General features: G+C 67.9%; 39 protein-coding genes. 3 read left to right on the forward strand and 36 right to left on the reverse strand.

The genetic code is table 11. The features are described from left to right. Positions 1-18: 18 nt before the first annotated feature. A complete protein-coding gene (locus tag WH85_RS07235; protein WP_157410857.1) occupies positions 19-210 on the forward strand; it encodes a hypothetical protein in 192 nt (63 codons plus the stop codon). A 4-nt stretch (positions 211-214) separates the two neighbouring features. On the opposite strand, the gene WH85_RS07240 is transcribed toward WH85_RS07235, so the two are convergent. The 22 genes from WH85_RS07240 to WH85_RS46765 form a co-directional block, all read right to left on the reverse strand. Then, positions 215-520, reverse strand: coding sequence for a hypothetical protein (locus tag WH85_RS07240; protein WP_045740902.1), 306 nt, complete (start codon positions 518-520; stop codon positions 215-217). After that, the gene (locus WH85_RS07245) at positions 517-807 is read right to left on the reverse strand and encodes a hypothetical protein (RefSeq protein WP_045740903.1); all 291 of its coding nucleotides are present in this window, start codon (positions 805-807) and stop codon (positions 517-519) included. Before WH85_RS07245 ends, WH85_RS07240 begins: the two co-directional genes overlap by 4 nt. Next, on the reverse strand, positions 804-1,043 hold the full coding sequence (locus WH85_RS48510) for a LexA family protein (RefSeq protein WP_083448834.1): 240 nt from the start codon (positions 1,041-1,043) through the stop codon (positions 804-806). The genes WH85_RS07245 and WH85_RS48510 overlap by 4 nt, the downstream gene beginning before the upstream one ends. 77 nt (positions 1,044-1,120) lie before the next feature. Further along, the gene (locus tag WH85_RS07250) at positions 1,121-1,633 is read right to left on the reverse strand and encodes a single-stranded DNA-binding protein (protein ID WP_045740904.1); all 513 of its coding nucleotides are present in this window, start codon (positions 1,631-1,633) and stop codon (positions 1,121-1,123) included. After that, positions 1,633-1,890, reverse strand: a complete 258-nt coding sequence (locus tag WH85_RS07255; protein WP_045740905.1) for a hypothetical protein — start codon at positions 1,888-1,890, stop codon at positions 1,633-1,635. The genes WH85_RS07250 and WH85_RS07255 overlap by 1 nt, the downstream gene beginning before the upstream one ends. Further along, entirely contained in the window at positions 1,887-2,090 is a 204-nt protein-coding gene (locus tag WH85_RS07260) for a hypothetical protein (protein ID WP_045740906.1), read from the reverse strand. Before WH85_RS07260 ends, WH85_RS07255 begins: the two co-directional genes overlap by 4 nt. After that, positions 2,087-2,479, reverse strand: a complete 393-nt coding sequence (locus WH85_RS07265; protein WP_157410858.1) for a RusA family crossover junction endodeoxyribonuclease — start codon at positions 2,477-2,479, stop codon at positions 2,087-2,089. Before WH85_RS07265 ends, WH85_RS07260 begins: the two co-directional genes overlap by 4 nt. Further along, entirely contained in the window at positions 2,476-2,610 is a 135-nt protein-coding gene (locus WH85_RS53675) for a hypothetical protein (protein ID WP_281179044.1), read from the reverse strand. The genes WH85_RS07265 and WH85_RS53675 overlap by 4 nt, the downstream gene beginning before the upstream one ends. 78 nt (positions 2,611-2,688) lie before the next feature. After that, the gene (locus WH85_RS07270; RefSeq protein WP_045740907.1) at positions 2,689-2,997 is read right to left on the reverse strand and encodes a hypothetical protein; all 309 of its coding nucleotides are present in this window, start codon (positions 2,995-2,997) and stop codon (positions 2,689-2,691) included. Between the two features lie 71 nt (positions 2,998-3,068). Beyond that, positions 3,069-3,317 (reverse strand): hypothetical protein, encoded by a 249-nt coding sequence (locus WH85_RS07275; protein ID WP_045740908.1) that lies wholly within the window; start codon positions 3,315-3,317, stop codon positions 3,069-3,071. After that, entirely contained in the window at positions 3,314-3,715 is a 402-nt protein-coding gene (locus tag WH85_RS07280) for a hypothetical protein (protein WP_045740909.1), read from the reverse strand. The genes WH85_RS07275 and WH85_RS07280 overlap by 4 nt, the downstream gene beginning before the upstream one ends. Then, positions 3,712-3,879 (reverse strand): hypothetical protein, encoded by a 168-nt coding sequence (locus WH85_RS50160; RefSeq protein WP_157410859.1) that lies wholly within the window; start codon positions 3,877-3,879, stop codon positions 3,712-3,714. The genes WH85_RS07280 and WH85_RS50160 overlap by 4 nt, the downstream gene beginning before the upstream one ends. A gap of 26 nt (positions 3,880-3,905) precedes the next feature. Next, positions 3,906-4,697, reverse strand: coding sequence for a hypothetical protein (locus WH85_RS07285; protein WP_045740910.1), 792 nt, complete (start codon positions 4,695-4,697; stop codon positions 3,906-3,908). Then, on the reverse strand, positions 4,690-5,595 hold the full coding sequence (locus WH85_RS07290; RefSeq protein ID WP_045740993.1) for a PD-(D/E)XK nuclease-like domain-containing protein: 906 nt from the start codon (positions 5,593-5,595) through the stop codon (positions 4,690-4,692). The genes WH85_RS07285 and WH85_RS07290 overlap by 8 nt, the downstream gene beginning before the upstream one ends. Continuing rightward, positions 5,592-6,173 (reverse strand): hypothetical protein, encoded by a 582-nt coding sequence (locus WH85_RS07295; RefSeq protein WP_157410860.1) that lies wholly within the window; start codon positions 6,171-6,173, stop codon positions 5,592-5,594. Before WH85_RS07295 ends, WH85_RS07290 begins: the two co-directional genes overlap by 4 nt. Continuing rightward, on the reverse strand, positions 6,170-6,511 hold the full coding sequence (locus WH85_RS07300; protein ID WP_045740912.1) for a hypothetical protein: 342 nt from the start codon (positions 6,509-6,511) through the stop codon (positions 6,170-6,172). Before WH85_RS07300 ends, WH85_RS07295 begins: the two co-directional genes overlap by 4 nt. Then, entirely contained in the window at positions 6,504-6,848 is a 345-nt protein-coding gene (locus WH85_RS07305) for a hypothetical protein (RefSeq protein WP_045740913.1), read from the reverse strand. The genes WH85_RS07300 and WH85_RS07305 overlap by 8 nt, the downstream gene beginning before the upstream one ends. Beyond that, entirely contained in the window at positions 6,845-7,159 is a 315-nt protein-coding gene (locus WH85_RS07310; protein ID WP_045740914.1) for a hypothetical protein, read from the reverse strand. Before WH85_RS07310 ends, WH85_RS07305 begins: the two co-directional genes overlap by 4 nt. Beyond that, positions 7,153-7,884 (reverse strand): zinc finger domain-containing protein, encoded by a 732-nt coding sequence (locus WH85_RS07315; protein ID WP_045740915.1) that lies wholly within the window; start codon positions 7,882-7,884, stop codon positions 7,153-7,155. The genes WH85_RS07310 and WH85_RS07315 overlap by 7 nt, the downstream gene beginning before the upstream one ends. Then, on the reverse strand, positions 7,881-8,120 hold the full coding sequence (locus WH85_RS07320; RefSeq protein WP_045740916.1) for a hypothetical protein: 240 nt from the start codon (positions 8,118-8,120) through the stop codon (positions 7,881-7,883). Before WH85_RS07320 ends, WH85_RS07315 begins: the two co-directional genes overlap by 4 nt. Then, positions 8,117-8,485 carry a hypothetical protein gene (locus tag WH85_RS07325; protein WP_045740917.1) on the reverse strand — a complete coding sequence of 123 codons (369 nt, stop codon included), beginning with the start codon at positions 8,483-8,485 and terminating at the stop codon, positions 8,117-8,119. The genes WH85_RS07320 and WH85_RS07325 overlap by 4 nt, the downstream gene beginning before the upstream one ends. After that, on the reverse strand, positions 8,482-9,306 hold the full coding sequence (locus tag WH85_RS46765) for a phage antirepressor (RefSeq protein WP_052720217.1): 825 nt from the start codon (positions 9,304-9,306) through the stop codon (positions 8,482-8,484). The genes WH85_RS07325 and WH85_RS46765 overlap by 4 nt, the downstream gene beginning before the upstream one ends. Before the next feature lie 191 nt (positions 9,307-9,497). On the opposite strand from WH85_RS46765, the gene WH85_RS07335 reads away from it, so the two are divergent. After that, a complete protein-coding gene (locus WH85_RS07335; protein WP_045740918.1) occupies positions 9,498-9,713 on the forward strand; it encodes a type II toxin-antitoxin system Phd/YefM family antitoxin in 216 nt (71 codons plus the stop codon). A 4-nt stretch (positions 9,714-9,717) separates the two neighbouring features. Here the strand turns inward: WH85_RS07335 and WH85_RS07340 are convergent, their stop codons facing one another. The 13 genes from WH85_RS07340 to WH85_RS07385 form a co-directional block, all read right to left on the reverse strand. Beyond that, positions 9,718-10,017, reverse strand: a complete 300-nt coding sequence (locus WH85_RS07340; protein WP_045740919.1) for a hypothetical protein — start codon at positions 10,015-10,017, stop codon at positions 9,718-9,720. After that, positions 10,014-10,241 (reverse strand): hypothetical protein, encoded by a 228-nt coding sequence (locus WH85_RS07345; RefSeq protein WP_045740920.1) that lies wholly within the window; start codon positions 10,239-10,241, stop codon positions 10,014-10,016. Before WH85_RS07345 ends, WH85_RS07340 begins: the two co-directional genes overlap by 4 nt. Beyond that, positions 10,238-10,468, reverse strand: a complete 231-nt coding sequence (locus tag WH85_RS07350; RefSeq protein ID WP_045740921.1) for a hypothetical protein — start codon at positions 10,466-10,468, stop codon at positions 10,238-10,240. Before WH85_RS07350 ends, WH85_RS07345 begins: the two co-directional genes overlap by 4 nt. Further along, complete coding sequence (locus WH85_RS07355) at positions 10,465-10,944, reverse strand: hypothetical protein (RefSeq protein WP_157410861.1); 480 nt, start codon at positions 10,942-10,944, stop codon at positions 10,465-10,467. Before WH85_RS07355 ends, WH85_RS07350 begins: the two co-directional genes overlap by 4 nt. Next, the gene (locus tag WH85_RS50165; protein ID WP_157410862.1) at positions 10,941-11,123 is read right to left on the reverse strand and encodes a hypothetical protein; all 183 of its coding nucleotides are present in this window, start codon (positions 11,121-11,123) and stop codon (positions 10,941-10,943) included. Before WH85_RS50165 ends, WH85_RS07355 begins: the two co-directional genes overlap by 4 nt. A gap of 60 nt (positions 11,124-11,183) precedes the next feature. Next, a complete protein-coding gene (locus WH85_RS07360) occupies positions 11,184-11,453 on the reverse strand; it encodes a hypothetical protein (protein WP_045740923.1) in 270 nt (89 codons plus the stop codon). A 124-nt stretch (positions 11,454-11,577) separates the two neighbouring features. Next, complete coding sequence (locus tag WH85_RS46770; RefSeq protein ID WP_157410863.1) at positions 11,578-12,441, reverse strand: hypothetical protein; 864 nt, start codon at positions 12,439-12,441, stop codon at positions 11,578-11,580. Then, complete coding sequence (locus WH85_RS54090; RefSeq protein WP_425394618.1) at positions 12,441-12,824, reverse strand: DUF6248 family natural product biosynthesis protein; 384 nt, start codon at positions 12,822-12,824, stop codon at positions 12,441-12,443. The genes WH85_RS46770 and WH85_RS54090 overlap by 1 nt, the downstream gene beginning before the upstream one ends. Beyond that, positions 12,824-13,021: a hypothetical protein gene (locus WH85_RS07370; protein WP_045740924.1), complete on the reverse strand. Its 198-nt coding sequence runs from the start codon at positions 13,019-13,021 to the stop codon at positions 12,824-12,826. Before WH85_RS07370 ends, WH85_RS54090 begins: the two co-directional genes overlap by 1 nt. Before the next feature lie 78 nt (positions 13,022-13,099). After that, positions 13,100-13,279, reverse strand: a complete 180-nt coding sequence (locus tag WH85_RS50170) for a hypothetical protein (RefSeq protein ID WP_157410864.1) — start codon at positions 13,277-13,279, stop codon at positions 13,100-13,102. After that, the gene (locus WH85_RS07375; RefSeq protein WP_045740925.1) at positions 13,276-13,647 is read right to left on the reverse strand and encodes a hypothetical protein; all 372 of its coding nucleotides are present in this window, start codon (positions 13,645-13,647) and stop codon (positions 13,276-13,278) included. Before WH85_RS07375 ends, WH85_RS50170 begins: the two co-directional genes overlap by 4 nt. Then, positions 13,644-14,000, reverse strand: coding sequence for a hypothetical protein (locus WH85_RS07380; RefSeq protein ID WP_045740926.1), 357 nt, complete (start codon positions 13,998-14,000; stop codon positions 13,644-13,646). The genes WH85_RS07375 and WH85_RS07380 overlap by 4 nt, the downstream gene beginning before the upstream one ends. Beyond that, a complete protein-coding gene (locus WH85_RS07385) occupies positions 13,997-14,242 on the reverse strand; it encodes a helix-turn-helix domain-containing protein (protein ID WP_045740927.1) in 246 nt (81 codons plus the stop codon). Before WH85_RS07385 ends, WH85_RS07380 begins: the two co-directional genes overlap by 4 nt. Positions 14,243-14,382: 140 nt before the next feature. On the opposite strand from WH85_RS07385, the gene WH85_RS07390 reads away from it, so the two are divergent. Continuing rightward, a complete protein-coding gene (locus WH85_RS07390) occupies positions 14,383-14,892 on the forward strand; it encodes a hypothetical protein (RefSeq protein WP_157410865.1) in 510 nt (169 codons plus the stop codon). Here the strand turns inward: WH85_RS07390 and WH85_RS48515 are convergent. After that, on the reverse strand, positions 14,804-16,195 hold the full coding sequence (locus WH85_RS48515; RefSeq protein ID WP_169792419.1) for a tyrosine-type recombinase/integrase: 1,392 nt from the start codon (positions 16,193-16,195) through the stop codon (positions 14,804-14,806). The genes WH85_RS07390 and WH85_RS48515 overlap by 89 nt on opposite strands. Between the last annotated feature and the right edge of the window lie 24 nt (positions 16,196-16,219).

Below are 16,219 nucleotides of genomic sequence, written 5' to 3' on the forward strand. Positions count from 1 at the left end.
CCCTCGTACTCTTTGACCATGGAGGCCAAGGTGCTCGGTATCGGCGAATTCAGGAAGCTGCTCAGCGACAGGGTCGAAGCCGCCTACATGCGCGGCGAACCCACCGTCATCAAGCACGGATCAAGAAACATCGCTCGTGCCGTACTCGTGTCGCCCGAGTGGTTCGAGAGAGCGCAGGCAGCGTTGGGCGAGACTCCGGGCAAGGCGTAGCGGCTCACCGCCCGCCCACCGGCATGTTCACTCCCGGACAGCCACCGTGCGCGCTCACCCTGCCGTCCACGACCGGCACCGGCTCACCGCACACCGGACACCCCCGGCCGCGACGCGGCGGCAACTCGACCGTGCCCGCGTCCAGCAGCTCCCGGCACCGCCCGTGCAGCACCTCATCCGGCGGACGGCCCATCGGCACGGCCGGAACAAACCCGACCCGCCTGCCGCACAGCATCCGGTCCGCGCCCGGCAGCCGCGCACACCTCTGCACCTGATGATCCCGGGCCCAGCCGAACTCCACCTCGATCACGGCCGGGCCACCGCACGCCGGCCAACCCAGATCCGCAACTCCACCGCGGGCATCCTGCGCAGCCGCTGCCCGGACCCGCCGCACCGCACCGTCCAGCCGTTTTTCCGGCGGCCGTGCGGCTGGATTTCGAACCCGACCACCTCGACGCGGAACCCGCACCCCGGACACCGGTCCCGGCGGATCTCCTCCGGCGTGCACACCCCGCAGATCTGGCCGTGCGCAGCATGCGTGCGGCGCCGCGACTCCGACGGGCACGCCTCCACCTGGTTCGGGGACAGCCGGGTCACGGGGCCGCCACCGGGTCGGCGAGGAACAGACCGCGGGCCACGCCGGGCTGACGGTGCAGATACCCCTTCGCGACGAGCTGATCCAGATTCCAGGTTGTGGTCGACGCGGACCGGCCCACCGCCGCGGCGACCTCCCGGACCGTCGGCGGGATCCGATGCTCGGCCATGTGGGCGTGGATGGCGTCGAGGACACGCTGCTGCGCGGCAGGGAGCCGGGAAAGGCTTGGTGCAGACATGAAAGGAACCTCCGGGGAGAGGAAGGGAGAGGTGGCCGGGCGCGGCGCTGCGGCAGCACCCGGCCACCGAATCAAGATCAGAAAGGCGGTTCGTCGTCGAACGACGGCTTGCCACCACCGGCCCGGCCACCGCCCGAAGCAGACGGGCCCGACGCCCACGGGTCGTTGAAGTCGCCACCCGCACCGCCGCCGCCCGACTGCTGACGACCGCCGCCCCCGCCGCCGGACCGCTGCGCCTTCTGCACCGCGGCGGTGGCGTACCGCAACGACGGGCCGATCTCGTCCACTTCCAACTCATAAACGGTGCGCTTCTCGCCGTCCTTCTCGTAAGACCGCTGACGCAGCCGGCCCTGCACGATCACCCGGGAGCCGCGGGACAGCGACTCGGCGACATGCTCAGCGGCGTCGCGCCAGATGTTGCACGCCAGGAACAGCGGGTCGCCGTCCTTCCACTCCCCGGACTGCTTGTCGAGGGTGCGCGGGGTCGATGCGATCCGGAAGTTCGCCACCGCCTGACCTGACGCGGTGAATTTCAAGGTCGGATCGTCGGTGAGGTTGCCTACTACGGTGATGACGGTGTCTCCGGCCATTACGCGGCCTCCTTCTTGATGGGGATGGGTGTCCGTTCGATGACGTGCGCCTCGCACATGACGGCCCTCGAGGCGCCGAACGCCTCCTGCTGCCGCGGGTCGAGGCGCACCACGTGCATGCGGGGTGTGTCGACGACGGTGACCTGTTGTTTCTCGGGGTGGTGGGGCCAGTCGATCCAGGCGTCGGCGATGGCCTCGTCGTCGTACATGGCGTCGTCGTGGATGGGCCAGACGACGCGCAGGATGTGAGTGCTCACGCCGCCCCCTGGGCTGGCGCGGGCAGGCGGAGGTGGGCGGTCTGCGGGTCGTGGCCGGGGCAGCGCCATCCCTCGGCGTACAGGCGGGTGTCGCGGCGCCCACACGGGGCTGACACGCCGCCGGGGACGGTGCCGGACCCGCACGGCTGCGCACCCACCGGGCGCGGCACCCGGAACAGCGGGATCACCTTCGCGGTCACGGTTCCACCACGATCCGCAGCTCGATCTCTCCGCCGACCTTCAGTGGCCCGGCCGGAACCTTGTCGCCCTCGGTGATTGCCGTCCACAGCAGATGCTCACGCCGGTCATCCGGGATCAGCCCGTAGTCGACCAGGCCGTCGATGCAGCACTTCACGACCGCCATGTAGTTGTGGGCGTCTCGCCGCCGGGCATCGGTGAAGTGGATGGTCGCGTACACCGACACCCGGTTCAGGCCTCTCGGTAGATGCGCGGCCCGGGCGTGCAGTGCCGCAGCCTGGCGCCAGGCCCGGATCGCGACATCAGGCCGTCGCTTGTACCGCTTGTTCGCCGACAGCCACTCGGCCGGCGCGGTGAACCTCAGCCGCATTTCCTCCAACACGGCGGTCACTGCTCGTCCCGCCGCTCGTCCTCGTCGCCCTCGTAGGCGGGCCGGTCGGCGTCGAGCAGCGTCTCGGTGAGGATCGTGGCGGCGTCGCTGTCGACGTGCCAAACGTCTTCGGGGCTGTACAGGTCGGTCATGTCGCCTCCTCAGGCAAATGGGGGAGCAGGGTTCGTGTCCCGGGGCCGTTCTGTGAGCGCACCCCGGGACGGATCAGGTCAGTGGTCGTTGGCCGCGTCGGCAGGAACCGGCTCGTACGTGTCGGCAAGGACCGACGCCCTGATCGGGTAGAACTCGCCCTGCACGCCCTCGACGATCGAATCGCCGATGTAGACGAGCACCCACGTCGAGTGCAGGACGTCGAGCACCTGGGCGGTCGCCTCGGGGTCGGCGCATTCCGCCCGGTCTTGCGGATCGAGAACTCCGAACCGGTTGCCTGTGAACTGGACGAGCTCGTCGGCGTTGTCGCCGGTCCACTGGACGGTGCGGACTTCGACGGGCTTCTTGCGGTAGACGGTGACGGTCATGGGGGTCTCCTCACGTTGAGGGTTCAGTTCTGGGGTGTCCGGGCCGCCGCGGTGACCGCCCCGGACAGGAGTCAGCGGTCGAGGTTCATTCCGGCCAGGTCCTGCATGCCGGCCCACAACGGCTCGGGTACTTCGAGGACCCGGGCGAGCCGGTTGCCGTGCTCGGCGAGAGTGACGAGCCGGCCGCGCAGCCACGCCCGCTGGTAGGCGGTGTCCGCCGTGGACGGCAGGGCGGACAGCTTCCGGCAGGCATCGAAGTAGTCCTCGGCGACCGGTGACAGCAGCTCGTCGTACAGGCGGTCGTTCGGGCTCGCGCTCATCGGGCACCTACCACCGCGTACGTCTGCTGCACGTTCTTTGCCAGCGCGGAGAGCACCACCGACTGCGAGTTCAAGGTGCGCAAGTGATCCTGCGCAGCCTCCTTCGCGGCGGTCGCAAGCTCGTACGTCTCGCGATGCTCGGCAGTCTCACGCTCGATGAACGCATCCCGGTCCGCGACGGTGAACCCGCCACGCGCCGGCTTCGGGCAGTCGTCGTGGAAGAACGCCCGCCGTTTCGCCGACTCGTATACGTGCTTCGCCGCGACCTCAGCATCCCGGGCCTCGGCGAGGCCGCGCTGGGCGGCGAGCATGGCCCGCAACACCCAGCGCAACGCCTTCTCCGCATCGTTCGGCGTCCACGACTCGAACTCGACGTCCGCCCACGGTTCGGCGCTCACGACAGGCCGTCCAGCAGGAACGCGGCGATCCGGCGCCGGGAGTCTTCGTCGAGGGAGATGGAGAACGTCTCCCGGTCGTGGCGGTCCAACGACCACGACGACACCCTGCCGTCCTCCCACCGCTCGAACACCAGGTTGTTGCCGCGCGTATCGGTGATGGTCATGCCATCAGCGCAGGTCAGGTGCTGCGTCACTGCGCACCGCCAGCGGGCTGGACGACGTCCACGTCATCCCACGCGCTGTCGTCATCCCAACCCGCTACCGGATGCTGCTCCGGCTCGGCGGGCACGTCCTGCTGCGCCTGCTGGGCGGGCGGCCCACTGATCGGCTTCGCCTGTTCCCGCGCCGCGGCGGCATTCGCCAGCACCTCGGACGCGTTCACCCGGGCCATCGCCCGGACCGGAGCCGTGTCCATGCCGTCGTCGCCCAGCTCCTCCGACGCGTACGGCATCGCGTACAGCACGTCCGAGGCGATCAGCCGGCAGATCGCACCCGTGCACCGGGCGATCAGCATGTTCTTCGGCTGCTTTTTCCACTGGTCCTTCGACAGCAGCCCGAGTTGTTGGGCCTGCTCGATCGTCCAGGTGACCTCCTGCCACTCGTCCTCACCTTTGCGCCGGCCGCGGATGGTGCACGATTTGTCGGTGGAGTCGACGAGCTGGATCGAGTGACCCTGCGCCTGGACGAGACCGCGCATGGCGTGCGCCCGCAGCGCAGGGGTGCCCTGGATGACGTCGAGGGACCGCAGGGTGGCCATCGGCTGCAACCCGAGTTCCTGCCCGGCGAGGATCGCCGCGGTGATGTCCTGCGGCTTACCCCGCAGGGATGCCGGAACGAATGAGGTCGTCGACAGCGACTGGGCGATTTGGTGGGCCTGCTTTGCCTCGTACGCCCACTGCACCAGCGGCGACGCCTGGTAGACGGGCTGGGCGGGCTGCTGCTGGGCGGGGGCGTTGTCGTCGCGGACAGCAACATCAGTCATCGGTGGGCTCCTCGTGGAAGTCGTTGTCGTGCTGGTGGACGGCGTAGCCAGGGAGGCTGATCTCGGTGATGTCGAGGCCGGTGTAGTCGGGCCAGTAGCCGGACTCCTGGCAGCGGGCGAACAGCCTGCGGGCGCGGGTGTTGCGTTCGGCGCCGACCCGCAGGGCCTGCTCGTCGAGGCGGATCAGCGAGACGAGGTAGGGCGGGGTTTTCATCTGGACGACGAACACGAAGTCGGGGTCGTCGTCGAGGCCGAGCGCCTTGATGCCGTCGAGGTACCAGGCGTTCTGCATGGCGTAGCCGTACGTGTAGGCGGCCCGGCGGAAGTCCTCCGGGTTCGCCGTGACGGCCGTCTTGTAATCACCCAAGATCAGGCGGTTGCCGACCCGGTTGGGCATCCAGTCGACGAGCGCCCGCAGCGTGATCCCCGTCTCCGGGTCCTGCCAGATCAGCGTCTGCTCCGGCTTGCCGCCCTCCGGGGTGAGCAGCGCGGAGGCGATCGGATGCTCGCGCAGCTTCCGGGCCATCGCCTGTACCTGCGCGTACTCGGACGGCTTCAGCGGGATCGCGCCCGACTGCCGGATCCGGGCGACGTCGGCCTTGTCGTCGTCCTTCTGCCACGCCTCCGGGTTCTTGCCCGTGCCGGCGAACTCCACCAGCTCCGGTCCGGCACCGAGAACGAGCTGGTGCGCGGCCGACCCGATGTCGAACGCCTTCTTGAACGGCTGCCCGTGGTTGCGCTCGTAGGCGAACAAGGCCGGGCACGACGGCGGCAGGAGCTTCTTCGCACCGGAGCAGGACAGCGAACCGCCGACAACCGGATCCGCGTGGTAGACGGCCTCGGGCAGGTCGTAGACGCCGGGGGCGGTGATGTGCGTGCCCGCAAGTGTGGAGGTCATCGCGGCATCCACACAGGCCACGGGTGGGCCTCATCGTGCCGCGACCACGGCCAAACCCATGCCTTCTGGAATGCCTCGTGTTCGGTGATCGTGAAGTACTCGAACACGTCCGTGAGATGATCGGCCTCGTTGTCGTGACCGCACCAGGGGTCGCAGGCATCCTGGACGGTTCGCGACGACCAGTAGTTCCCCTCGTGGTCGAGGTGGAGATAGCCGCGCGTGTCTCGGTTCTTGTAGTGCTCGACGATCGCGCCGTTCCATGTCGAACGGGACATCCACATCCAGCCGTCGAGCTGGTCGGCGGGCAGCAGCTTCTCCATCGGACCCCAGTGCGACTGATCCGGGCCGAGTTCGGCCGGAGGCGTGCACCTGTAGGCGTGTCCGCTGACGAACGTCATGAACTCGGCGAACTGGCCCAGCTCGAATGTCCGGATGCCCTTGCGGCGGGTCTTGGTCTCCCCGTACTCGGCCACTACCAGGTCCTCGGCCGGGGTGTCGGGGCAGTTGCCGACGCAGACCAAGATGACGCCTTGCCCGTCGCCAGCGAGCCACGTACGCGGGGCGGTCAGTTCAGTCATCGGCGGGCCTCGGCGAGCATGTGTTTCGACACCACGTTGCGGTGCCGAATGATCTGGCAGCCGGTGCACATGCACGTGTCCTGCTCGTGAGAGCCACAGATCTCCTCGGCGGCCCGGCGCCAGATCGACTCCTCGATCTTGTATTCGAGGATTTCTTCACGCAGGTCGGCCTCTCGGCAGTCGCAGCCGACACGGTGTTCAGTGCAGTTCACGGCCCGCGGGTCGACGGTCATCAGCGGCGGCGTGTAGTCGACGGTCGAACCGTCGGCGAACTTCGCCTTGTCGGTGCGGATGCGCTGGTGGTGCAGCGGGAAACGGTCCACGGTCAGTTCAGTCATCGGTCTTTTCCTCCCACTTGTCGCAGTGCACGATCGGTCCGGCCTTGACCTCCTGGCCCGCACCCCGGCAGGACTTGCACTCGTTCCACGGGTCCGCGGTGACGCCGCCGCAGTCGGGGCAGGCGGGAGTGCCGGCGAGGTTGACCCCGGCCGCGCAGTCCTCTTCACCCATGGCCTGCCACGGGTCGATGTGGTGTCGGCAGGTGAGGCAGCCGCGGTTGTCCGGGTTCTTCCAGCAGCGGCCCATGTGCTCGACCGCACGCCGCCGGGACGAGTGGGTGCGCCCGCACCACGGGTCCTGGTAGCGGGTCACCCGCACCGGGATCGGGGCGGTCACGACTGAACCCCGGCCTTCTCCAGCAGGTCTCGCGCCCGCTCCAGAACCTCGCAGCGGTGACAGGTGCGCATGTCGACCGGATGGAGCGTCGGCCCGGTGCAGTGGTCGAACTGGCAGCCGACGTGTTCCAGGCTGTCGACGACATCCACCAGAAGTGCTCGTGTCTGGCGGGCCTCACGGACGAGGTCGAGCATCACCGGCCGGTAGTCGCGCTGCGAGCAGGTGCAGGCGGAGGGGAGGCCCGCATCGCAGGACCCGCACGTGTTCAGGAACTCGGCACTGATCTCGTCCAGGTTTTGAGCGGTCACCATGACCCGCCTTCGCCGCCGCGCAGCCCGGCCCCGACTGCGAACCGTTCCAGGTCGCACGGCTCGCAGCCCACGGTTACGCCCGGCTGCTCACCGCAGATCAGGCACCGGCCGGACTCGGCCCGGGCCACCCGCTCGGCAATCTCCGCGTCCGTCAGCCGTTTGATGATGAGCCGGTGCTGGTCGTACACCTTCCAGCCGAAGCCGGTCAGCTTCATGTTCCGGCCGTAGCCGTCCTCAGAATCGGCGACCGCCTCGACGATGCCCTTCGATTCCAGGGCGTTGACCGTGGCCCGGTGCAGAGCATCACCGTGGAAGTGGACGGTCGACACCCAGCCGTGGCCGCCCCGCAGCACGTACCGTTCGATCTCCTCGGCCTGCGTCTCGGACAGCCGCACGCCCTTCGGGGTGAGCGGCTTCGCGGCAGGGGCCGGCGCGGCAGCCGCCTCAAACTTCGACCAGTCGACGGCCGCCCGCTGCTCCCACGAGGCGCGCAGCACCGACTTGACCAGGCGTCCGGCCTCGGCGGCGAACTCCTCCGGCCATCCGGACACCCGGTTCTCGCGGGCCTTGTGGGTCGCCACGAACGCCCGGTTGCCGCCGCCCGTCGACTCACACTCGTGACCGGGGCGGGCGTTGCACTTCGGGCAGGTCACGGCGAGAGGGGCGCGCAGGACGTCGATCAGGTCGAAACTCTCGACGGGCGCAGCCAGGGCGAGGGCGGTCATGCGGTAGCTCCTTCGATGGCCTCGACGTGGGTGAGCGCGATGCAGGCCGCGTAGCCGTCGACCCACACGACGGCCGTGTGGTCGGAAAGAATCTGAGCCTCGGTGCGGGTGGTCGAGAAGCGCGGGCCGTCCGTACGGAGTCCGGGCCAGAACCGGACGGGCGTGCCGACCGGGTAGCGGGCGTTGAAGGTGTCAACCTCACGGTTGAGGGCGGCCTCGGTGGCGGCGGCGTTCATACCTCACTGCCCAACTCGGCGCGGAGAGCGTTGAGGTCGCGGGCCGACACCGGTGCGTCGAGAGCCTTGCGCCACAACTGCTCGACGAGCGCCCGGGCCCTGTCGATCTGCGCGGTCGGGGTCAGCGACTCCATCGCGCCCTCGGCTCCACCCCAGTAGACGGCGTGGAACGCGCCGGGGGTGCCGCAGATCTCCGCGTGGTGCGTGTTGATCGCGCCCTTGACGATTTCGGTCTCCCCGTCGCGGCGGTGCAGCTCGTTCAGCACGTCGGCGGCGAGCATCAGCAGGCCGTCGGTGGTGAGCGCACGGACCAGGCCGCGGGCGAGGGTGTCGGCGGTGAACTCCGGGCGGGCGAAGCCGGTCATGCGGTCGCTCCTTCAAGCTCGGGCTGGCCGGCGTCGAGGCGGCCGAGCATGCGGGCGATGCCGACCTTCCCGGCAGGGGTGACGTAGAGGGTGGTGCGCATCTGGCCGTTGAACAGGCGCGGCGCGTTCGGGTGGTCGCCCTCGCGGAACCAGTCCATGTACTTGGTTGCGGGCTCGTACCGGTACTCGGTGATGACTTTCTGCTTGGACTCGGAGAACCGGTTCCCGACAGGCGTCCTGAAGATGACCTTGCGGGTTAGGAGTTCGGCGCGTAGATCCTTCTCGGCCATGCCGATGCGCTTTGCGAGCTGCCGGACCAGGCACGAATCGCTGGACCGCAGGAAGTTGTCGACGTAGGCGACCTTCGGGGCGGCGGCTTCGAGTTCGGCGGCCTGCCGTACGGCCACGGCTTCAGCTGCGTCCGCGCGGTCCGCCTCGGCGATAACCAGCATGGCGAGTTCGCGGTTGGTGAGCTGCCGTGGAATGACTGCGCCGGTGTCGTACCGCCCGGTGCGGCGAATCGCGGGGATGACCTCGTGGGTGATCCAGCGTTTGAAGCGTTTGGCCTCGGGCTTGCGGCTGCGAAGGATCAGCGAGTACATGCCCGGCTCATTGACGACGGCGAGTTCTTGCTGGCCGCCGGGGGTCTCCATACTGTGGACCCCCTTTTCGTCCTCGTCGAGGAGGGCGAGGGAGCTGTGCCGGTTGGACAGTTCGAGGACGGTGCAGATGTCGGCCGCGACGAACCAGGGGTTGCCGTCGATAACGGCGGTCCGGATGTCGGTGCCGTTGAAATCGAAGATCTGGGCGAGGGTGCTCAAGCGCCTCTCCTTGAAGGTGATGAAGGCTTGGATTCGGCGGGAGCGTTGCTCACCTGCCACTAAGACCGTACCGTAAAAGTTACAGAACTAGTAGCAGAAGAAGTGTCAGTATCCGAGAGGGTGAACCCATGACGATCACAACCGCCGCACCAAGTGACAGAACTACGCACAGAAGCCCGTACGATCCGGACATGGCGAAGCGCGAACCGGTCGGCATCCAGGCCCTACGACTCCAGATCAAGGCCGTCATCGCGAAAGTCACCGGGGGCAAGCTCACCGACGGCACCGAGGAGCCGGGCGGAACGCACGTCGTCTTCACCCGCCACGGCAAGCACATCGCCGTCCTCGTGCCGATGGACTGGTACCGGGAGGCCGCCGAGAAGATGGGCGACCCCACCGAGTACTGAGACCTCATGGCTGACTCCGCCACGACCACGGCACCTCAGCCCGCACCGTCCGCGCGTTCACGCACGCCACGTGCCGGCACCCGGCCATCCGCACACACGACAGGCAGTCCCGCAGCCCGGCCAGCACCGCGCGCTCAGCCGGGGCGGCACCACGCCACTCCCACCCGGCCCACGGCGTCTGCGAACACACCGCGGCCGCCGCATCCGGGCCGGGAAGCAGATGCCGGACAGCCCCGCCGTCGAGATACCGCCACACCTGCTCGCCAGAAAGGTCGGCGACGGGTGCGACCTGGACGGCGCTCACTGCTCGCCCCGCCGCTGCACCGGGATGACCGCAGACTCGGGCGACTCACGCTGCTCGGGCACCAGGTCCCGAAGGTGCCGGGCCGTCTCCGCCTGTGCGGCAGCCAGCACCCGGGCACGGGCGCGGCGCTCCCAGCACCGGTGCCACACCTCCATCACCCACATGACCACCCAGCCCGACACGGCGGCCAACGGCACCAGCGCACCCAACACCGCGCGCTTCACGACCCGCCCTCCGCCCGGCCCTCGCCAGTGCGTTCCAGACGGGTAGCCAGCGGCACCGTCCGCACGATCTGCTCGTCGTAGCCGGCCTGGCGACGGGCCAGCGCCCGCTGCCGGTCGTTCCACCACCAGATCAGCTCGGTGGTCAGCTTCGAAACGGCGGCGGCAACCGACCCGATGACGATCAGCGCCATCAGCGTGTAGCCGAGACCGGCCAGGAACGCGCTCACTCGCCCGGCTCCCCGGACGTCCAGCCCTCAGCGCGGGCCTGACGCTGCCGTTCCTGCCGGGCGGCCTCCGCGGCGAGTAGTTGTTCGAACCCGGTGACGACGGCCTGCGCCGCATCCTGCTGACGCTTCCCGCTGATCCACCGAGCGTTGCCCTGGTTCGCTTCCCGCGACAGGCGCACGTACCGGTCCGCCGGCGGGCTGTAGTCCAGGCGGACCCACCACTCGCCGTGAGGGTCATTCACCGGCAGGACGTCCTCCGCAACCGCGTCCGCCACGTCCATCAGGTCGTCGTCCTCGCACAACACACACCCGCGGCACCCCGGGTCGTCGGTGCACGGCGGCCCGTCCATCCACCGCAGCGTCGCCGCGACGACCAGCGCCACGGCCGCCGTCGAGATGACCGCCATCGCGGACGGGATGAGGATCAGGGCCGGGTACACCTCGGCCACCGCAGACACCGGGAAGTCGCCGATCACCGGGCCACCGCCGCAACCCCGCGCACCGGACGGACGGCCGGGTACAGCTTCGTCGGCTCCGACACCCATGCGGGCTCAGGATCGGTCACCGGCTGCGCCTCGACGACCGGGCCGAGCACCTCCGGCTCACGGTGTCGGCCGCGGTAAGGCTTCGACCAGCTGAAAACAGGCATGTTCATGAAGGCTCCAGAGAAGGGGAGCGGGCAAGGAAAGAGCGAGGGGTGGGGTGGTGCGAGGGGTCAGTCGTGGAAGACAGGCCGGGGAAGGGGCTCCGGCTGCTTCTCCTGCTTGCGATCCGAAACACGCCGGCGCGGCCTGGGCGGGCCATTGAACAGCCGCGGGTCGGTGTCCGGCTCGTGGACGGTGTGCGTCAGATCGGACTGCCACTGACCGGCCAGCACGCCCCGCCGGTACTCGCGGGACCTGCGCAGCCGGAACCATGCCTCGCCGGCCAGCACACCGACAACCACCGCAACCAGAACGGCGGCGGCCAGGACGACGGCGGTCATCGGTCGGCCCTCCGTACGGGACGGCGCACCTCGGCGATCAGATCCGCCAGATCAGCCGGGCTGAACGGGGCAGTGTGACGGCGCCGCCGGGCGGCCAGCCACAGGCGCCACCACCGCGGGGCCCTCACGCTGCCACCTCGACATTCCGATGGAGCTTGTTCACCAGACCGGATTGCCGAGCACGCTGGAGCCGACCCCGGATTGCACCCGGGGTTGTGTTCAGTCGCTCAGCGATTTGCTGCCGGTTCAGGCCGAGTCCCTCGGCGTCGTGGTAGTTGGCCAGCCAGGTCTCGGCTTCCGTCAGGTCGTCGCTGAGGCCTGACGCAGAGGCAGCGGCCGGGTCGTCGATAGTCTCGTCATCCCACGCCAGCGGCGGCAGCCAGCCCTTACCGGCCGCAAACCGGCGGGTTCTCGTCCCACCGATCTCATCCTTGGCCGACCGCATAGACAAGTCCTCGTACAGGTCAGCGACCGAGCGGGCGGTTTTCGCAACCACGGGTCCCGGCTTGACCAGAGCGGCGAAGTTACTCACCGTCCACCCGATCAATTCGGCTTGGACGGTGAGCGACCAGCCCATGCAACACATAGCTTGGATGCGCCGGGCAGTACCGGTGCCGTCAATGACGGCCGCATCCGCTGCCTGCCGCCCGCCATCGACCGGAATCGCCAGGATCTTCTCGGCGGTCTCCGTGCGCACACGATCGGACGGCGGGTTACCGCGGCGCCCCTTGAGTAGCGCCGTAATCGCTGACCTGCTCACACCCGTCAGAGCTTCAATCCGGCGAGCGCCGATTCCCGCGCCGCTCAACGCGGCCAGGTGGTCACGGACAGGCTGGGCGGCGACGAAGGGCCGCCACGTTCCGGCGGTGATCTTCTTGGTGCGGTTCTCGTCGTACTGTGACCGCGCCCAGCCGCACGTGTAGCAGCGGCAACCGTCAAGCCGGTAGCGGGCGTATCCGTGAGGCCGGGAAGAGGTAGCGGCACCCATCATCGAACTCCTGCCGCGAGGTCGAACAGCGACATCTGGCCGGACAGTTCGTCACGCCCGCCGGGGGTAGTGCTCGAAACCTGCTGTTCCGGATCGGGGCAGGAGCATGGGCAGCGCCACGCGCATCGCTTCCCCTTTGCCGGCCACACCGCGACCCCGGCCAGGTAAGCGGCAGGCTGCTCCGGGCCGCGACCGGTTGCTGACCGTCGGGTCATGCACCGGTCATGACGGTTCCGGTTGGTGCAGTTGCCGCACGTACCCCACTGGCAAGCGCAGGTGCGGGCCGCTGCGGTGCCGTTGTGTCCGGCTCCGATACCGCTCGGGTATCGCTCGGTGAGCACGTCATGGAAGATGCGATCGGCGATACCCGCGGGGAAGGTCATCAGGCCACCGCCCGGTCGCCGGGGAGCCCCCAGTTGACGCGCCGGGAGGCGATCTGGCGCCAGCCGGTTTCGGACGACGCCCACTCGCGCCGGCACTCATCGGGGGTGGTGCAGTTGGTGTGGCCCTCGCGGCAGGTCGTGCCAGGTTCGACGGCCGGGCTGGGCGGGTTGGCGACGGCGGTACTACTCTGCGACATAGATGTGCCCTTCTGGTGTGGGGGCGATCGGTGCAAGCAGGGGCGGCCCTCGTTCACGGCGGGGGCCGCTTTCGTGTCTCAGGTGGTGCGGGGCGCCAGGTCGAGCGGCGGTGACGGGAACCGGTCCAGCTGCCACGGGCGGTGCTGCGCGTCGCATTCGGCGGCGGCCTCAACCCAGGACGGGAACGGAATGTCCAGGCCGTCGAGGGCGCAGACCGCGGTGCCGCCGGGAAGCGGGCGGATCACAGCGGGGCTCATGCGGTCGGCCGGACGGGCTCGGAAGCGTACGCGTCGGTCGGGTCCATTTCGACCAGCAGCGTTTGCAGTAGCTCGCGGTCAAGGTTGAAAAACCATTCCTTGGTCAACCGCTTCGACTCAGCAGTCATCGATTGCTCGGCAGCCCGAATCGCCAGGTCTTCAGTGGCTGAGTACGAGTCATGGGTGCGGGTGAAGTAGAAGTCGATCAGCCGGACACCGAAAGTCTTGAGCTGAAAATTAACGATGCTCTTGAACCTCTGGGCAAGGTGCCCGGTCTTGCCGACTTTGACCGTGCCATCGGAGAACGCCAGCATGTACACGCAGCCGCCGAACGGAACCTTTTCCCAAATCAGGGCCTGGCTGGTCATGCGGCTGGCCTCGACCGTGTTGCCCGGCCGGCTGCTTTGAGCGACGCCTGACGTGCCGCTTCGAGGTCGTCGTCGGCGACAGCACGCAGCGTGCCGGCCTTCTCGACGGTGGCGGCTTTGAGCGCTTCGGCGAGCATGGTGGGCGTCATGCCGAGCGTGTTGCCGTACTTGGTGTGGGTGAATTTCCGAGACCGGCAGTCGCGGGCGAGGCTGACTGGCGACCAGCCGGTCAGCTCGGCAACCTTCTCCAGCGGGTAGGAGGCGACCTCAATGGCACCGGCGTGACGGAACCCGCTGACGACAGCCTGGAGTAGGGCGCTGACCTGTTCGTCGGTGTATTGCTCGGCGGTCATGCGGCGGCCTCGAGGCGCGGCGTGCGGGGCTGGTGCGGCACGTTGTGGGTGATGACGTCGAGTTCCACGCCGAGGGCGTGAGCGAGGGAGAGCCGCGTGCGGGGGGAGCCGCTTTTCTCGCCGCTTTCGATGCGCGACATGACGCTGAGGTGGATGCCCGCCCGCTGGGCGAGCTGGGTGAGGGTGAGCCCTTCCCGTTCGCGGAGGCGCCGGATGGCCGGACCGTTGGACTTCGTTGGCATGTCGGCAAATTTAGGCGAGAACAGGCAAGTACGCAAGCATAAACAGGCAAGTTCGTGCCGAGTTTGCTCGTACGTGCCGGTCTAGCTGCCGATATCGACTAGCGTCGACTCACTGCCGTATCACCGGGGAGGGTGAAGACGTGACACAACCCTTGCTTCGTATTGCCGAAACTTGCCGGTTTAATGAGGGGGTGACACCACCCTGGGAACGCCTCGCCGCCGCCGTCACCGCCCGACGCATCGAACTCGGCCACCCCACCATGCAAGCCCTCGTCGACAACAGCGACCTCAAACTACGCACCCTCGGCGACATCGAAAACGCGCGCAAACCCAGCTACAGCCGCGGCACCCTCGCCACCCTCGAACGCGCCCTCGGCTGGGCCACCGGCAGCGTCGACGCCGTCCTCGAAGGCCACGAACCAACCTTGACCGCCGCAACGCCTGCCACGCTGCCCGCCCTGACCGGACAAGGGGCAGGCAACATCGACCACGAACTCCCTCAAGACGCCCTGATCAAAGTCATCGACAGCGACCTGCCCAGTGAGGTCAAAGCCGAGATCGTCAGAACGCTGCTCGCCGAACAACGACGCTACGCGCAACGGCGCGTCGACGAACTGTTGCGCGATGCCGTGGCCGTGCAGCCCGAGTAGCCGGCGCCAGGAAATCTTCTAGGCCCTGCAACTCTTCCGGATCACCCAAATCGGCCAGGTGACCGTATCGATCCATCGTCGTATGAAACCGGGCGTGACCCAGGCGCCGTTGAATCTTCTTGAAATGCCAACCGTTGGCGATCAACACCGAGGCGTGCGTGTGCCGCAAATCGTGGAACCGCGGCCACCTCGCCAACCGCCCCTGACACTCGCACGACGACACCGGAAAATCGCTGATCCGTACCGGCCGGGTGGGGCCCTTCTTCGGCAGTGTTCTCGCTGCCGGTGGATGCTCTGCGCAAGTAGACGCCGAAGCCAGTGCTGGATACCAGTACCTCAACCTCAAATTCACTGGGTTCCACATAAGGCCCGTCAGTGTCGGGAACACCAGCGCAGTCAACTTCCGCCCCCGGATGCGCCGCGCCAGGATCTCAGCAGCCTCACCAATCACGGAGATGTCCCGCTTACCTGCCGCCGACTTCGGATCACCAACCTGGCCGTCGTTCTTCAGCGCCTGCCGTACGAGGATTGTCGCCCCGCCGCCTTGAGGAAACACCACATGCCGACCCTGCAACGCGATCAACTCGCCGATGCGCATGCCCGTCCGCGATGCAACGAATACAAGATCCCGGATCAGGGGGTGACAGTTCTTCAGGATCAGCCGAACTTCGTCAGCCGACAGGAACATACCTTCGCTGGGGCCAATCTTTGGTAGGCCAAACTCGTTCTTCCGCTGTCCGGGCTTCGGTGCCGCAGGGCTCACCGGGATCCACTTCGGGACGGCAGCGGCCAGACAAGAACCGGTGATCAGGAAGTGGGAGTGGATTGTCGTTGCCTTCAGGAGTCCGATCCCGGTGCTCCGGTTCTTGTTGCCGTAGGTGACACGAGTGGATTTCATCGTCGTCACCCAACTTTTGACATCCTCGCGAGTGATCTCAGTGAGTCGCTTGTGCCCGAAATAGGGATACGCGCGCAACTCCAGAGAGCGAACGTAGCGCTTGAGAACATCAGCCTGAAGGGCTTTCGTCTTGCGGAGTTCATCAGTCCACTGTTCGGCCCACATCTTAAAGGTGGGCACAGCATCATCGACTTCAACGGGGCTGCCGAGGATCGCCGCATAGCACTCGTCCCGGGTGATGTCATGACCACGGGACTCAACGAGGGCTTTCGCCGCTAGGGCCAGTTTCAGCCTGGCCTTCTCCGGGCCGGTGAAGGTGCACGACTGTTTGGCACCGCCGCGCCGGCCGCCGAACAGCCAGGTGATGCGGACGGATTCGCCGCGGTGCTCCGGTGAGGACGCCATGCGGTGGACGCTAGTTCACGCCGT

This window comes from Actinoplanes rectilineatus (genome assembly GCF_000962825.1).
Classification (GTDB): Bacteria; Actinomycetota; Actinomycetes; order Mycobacteriales; family Micromonosporaceae; genus Actinoplanes; species Actinoplanes rectilineatus.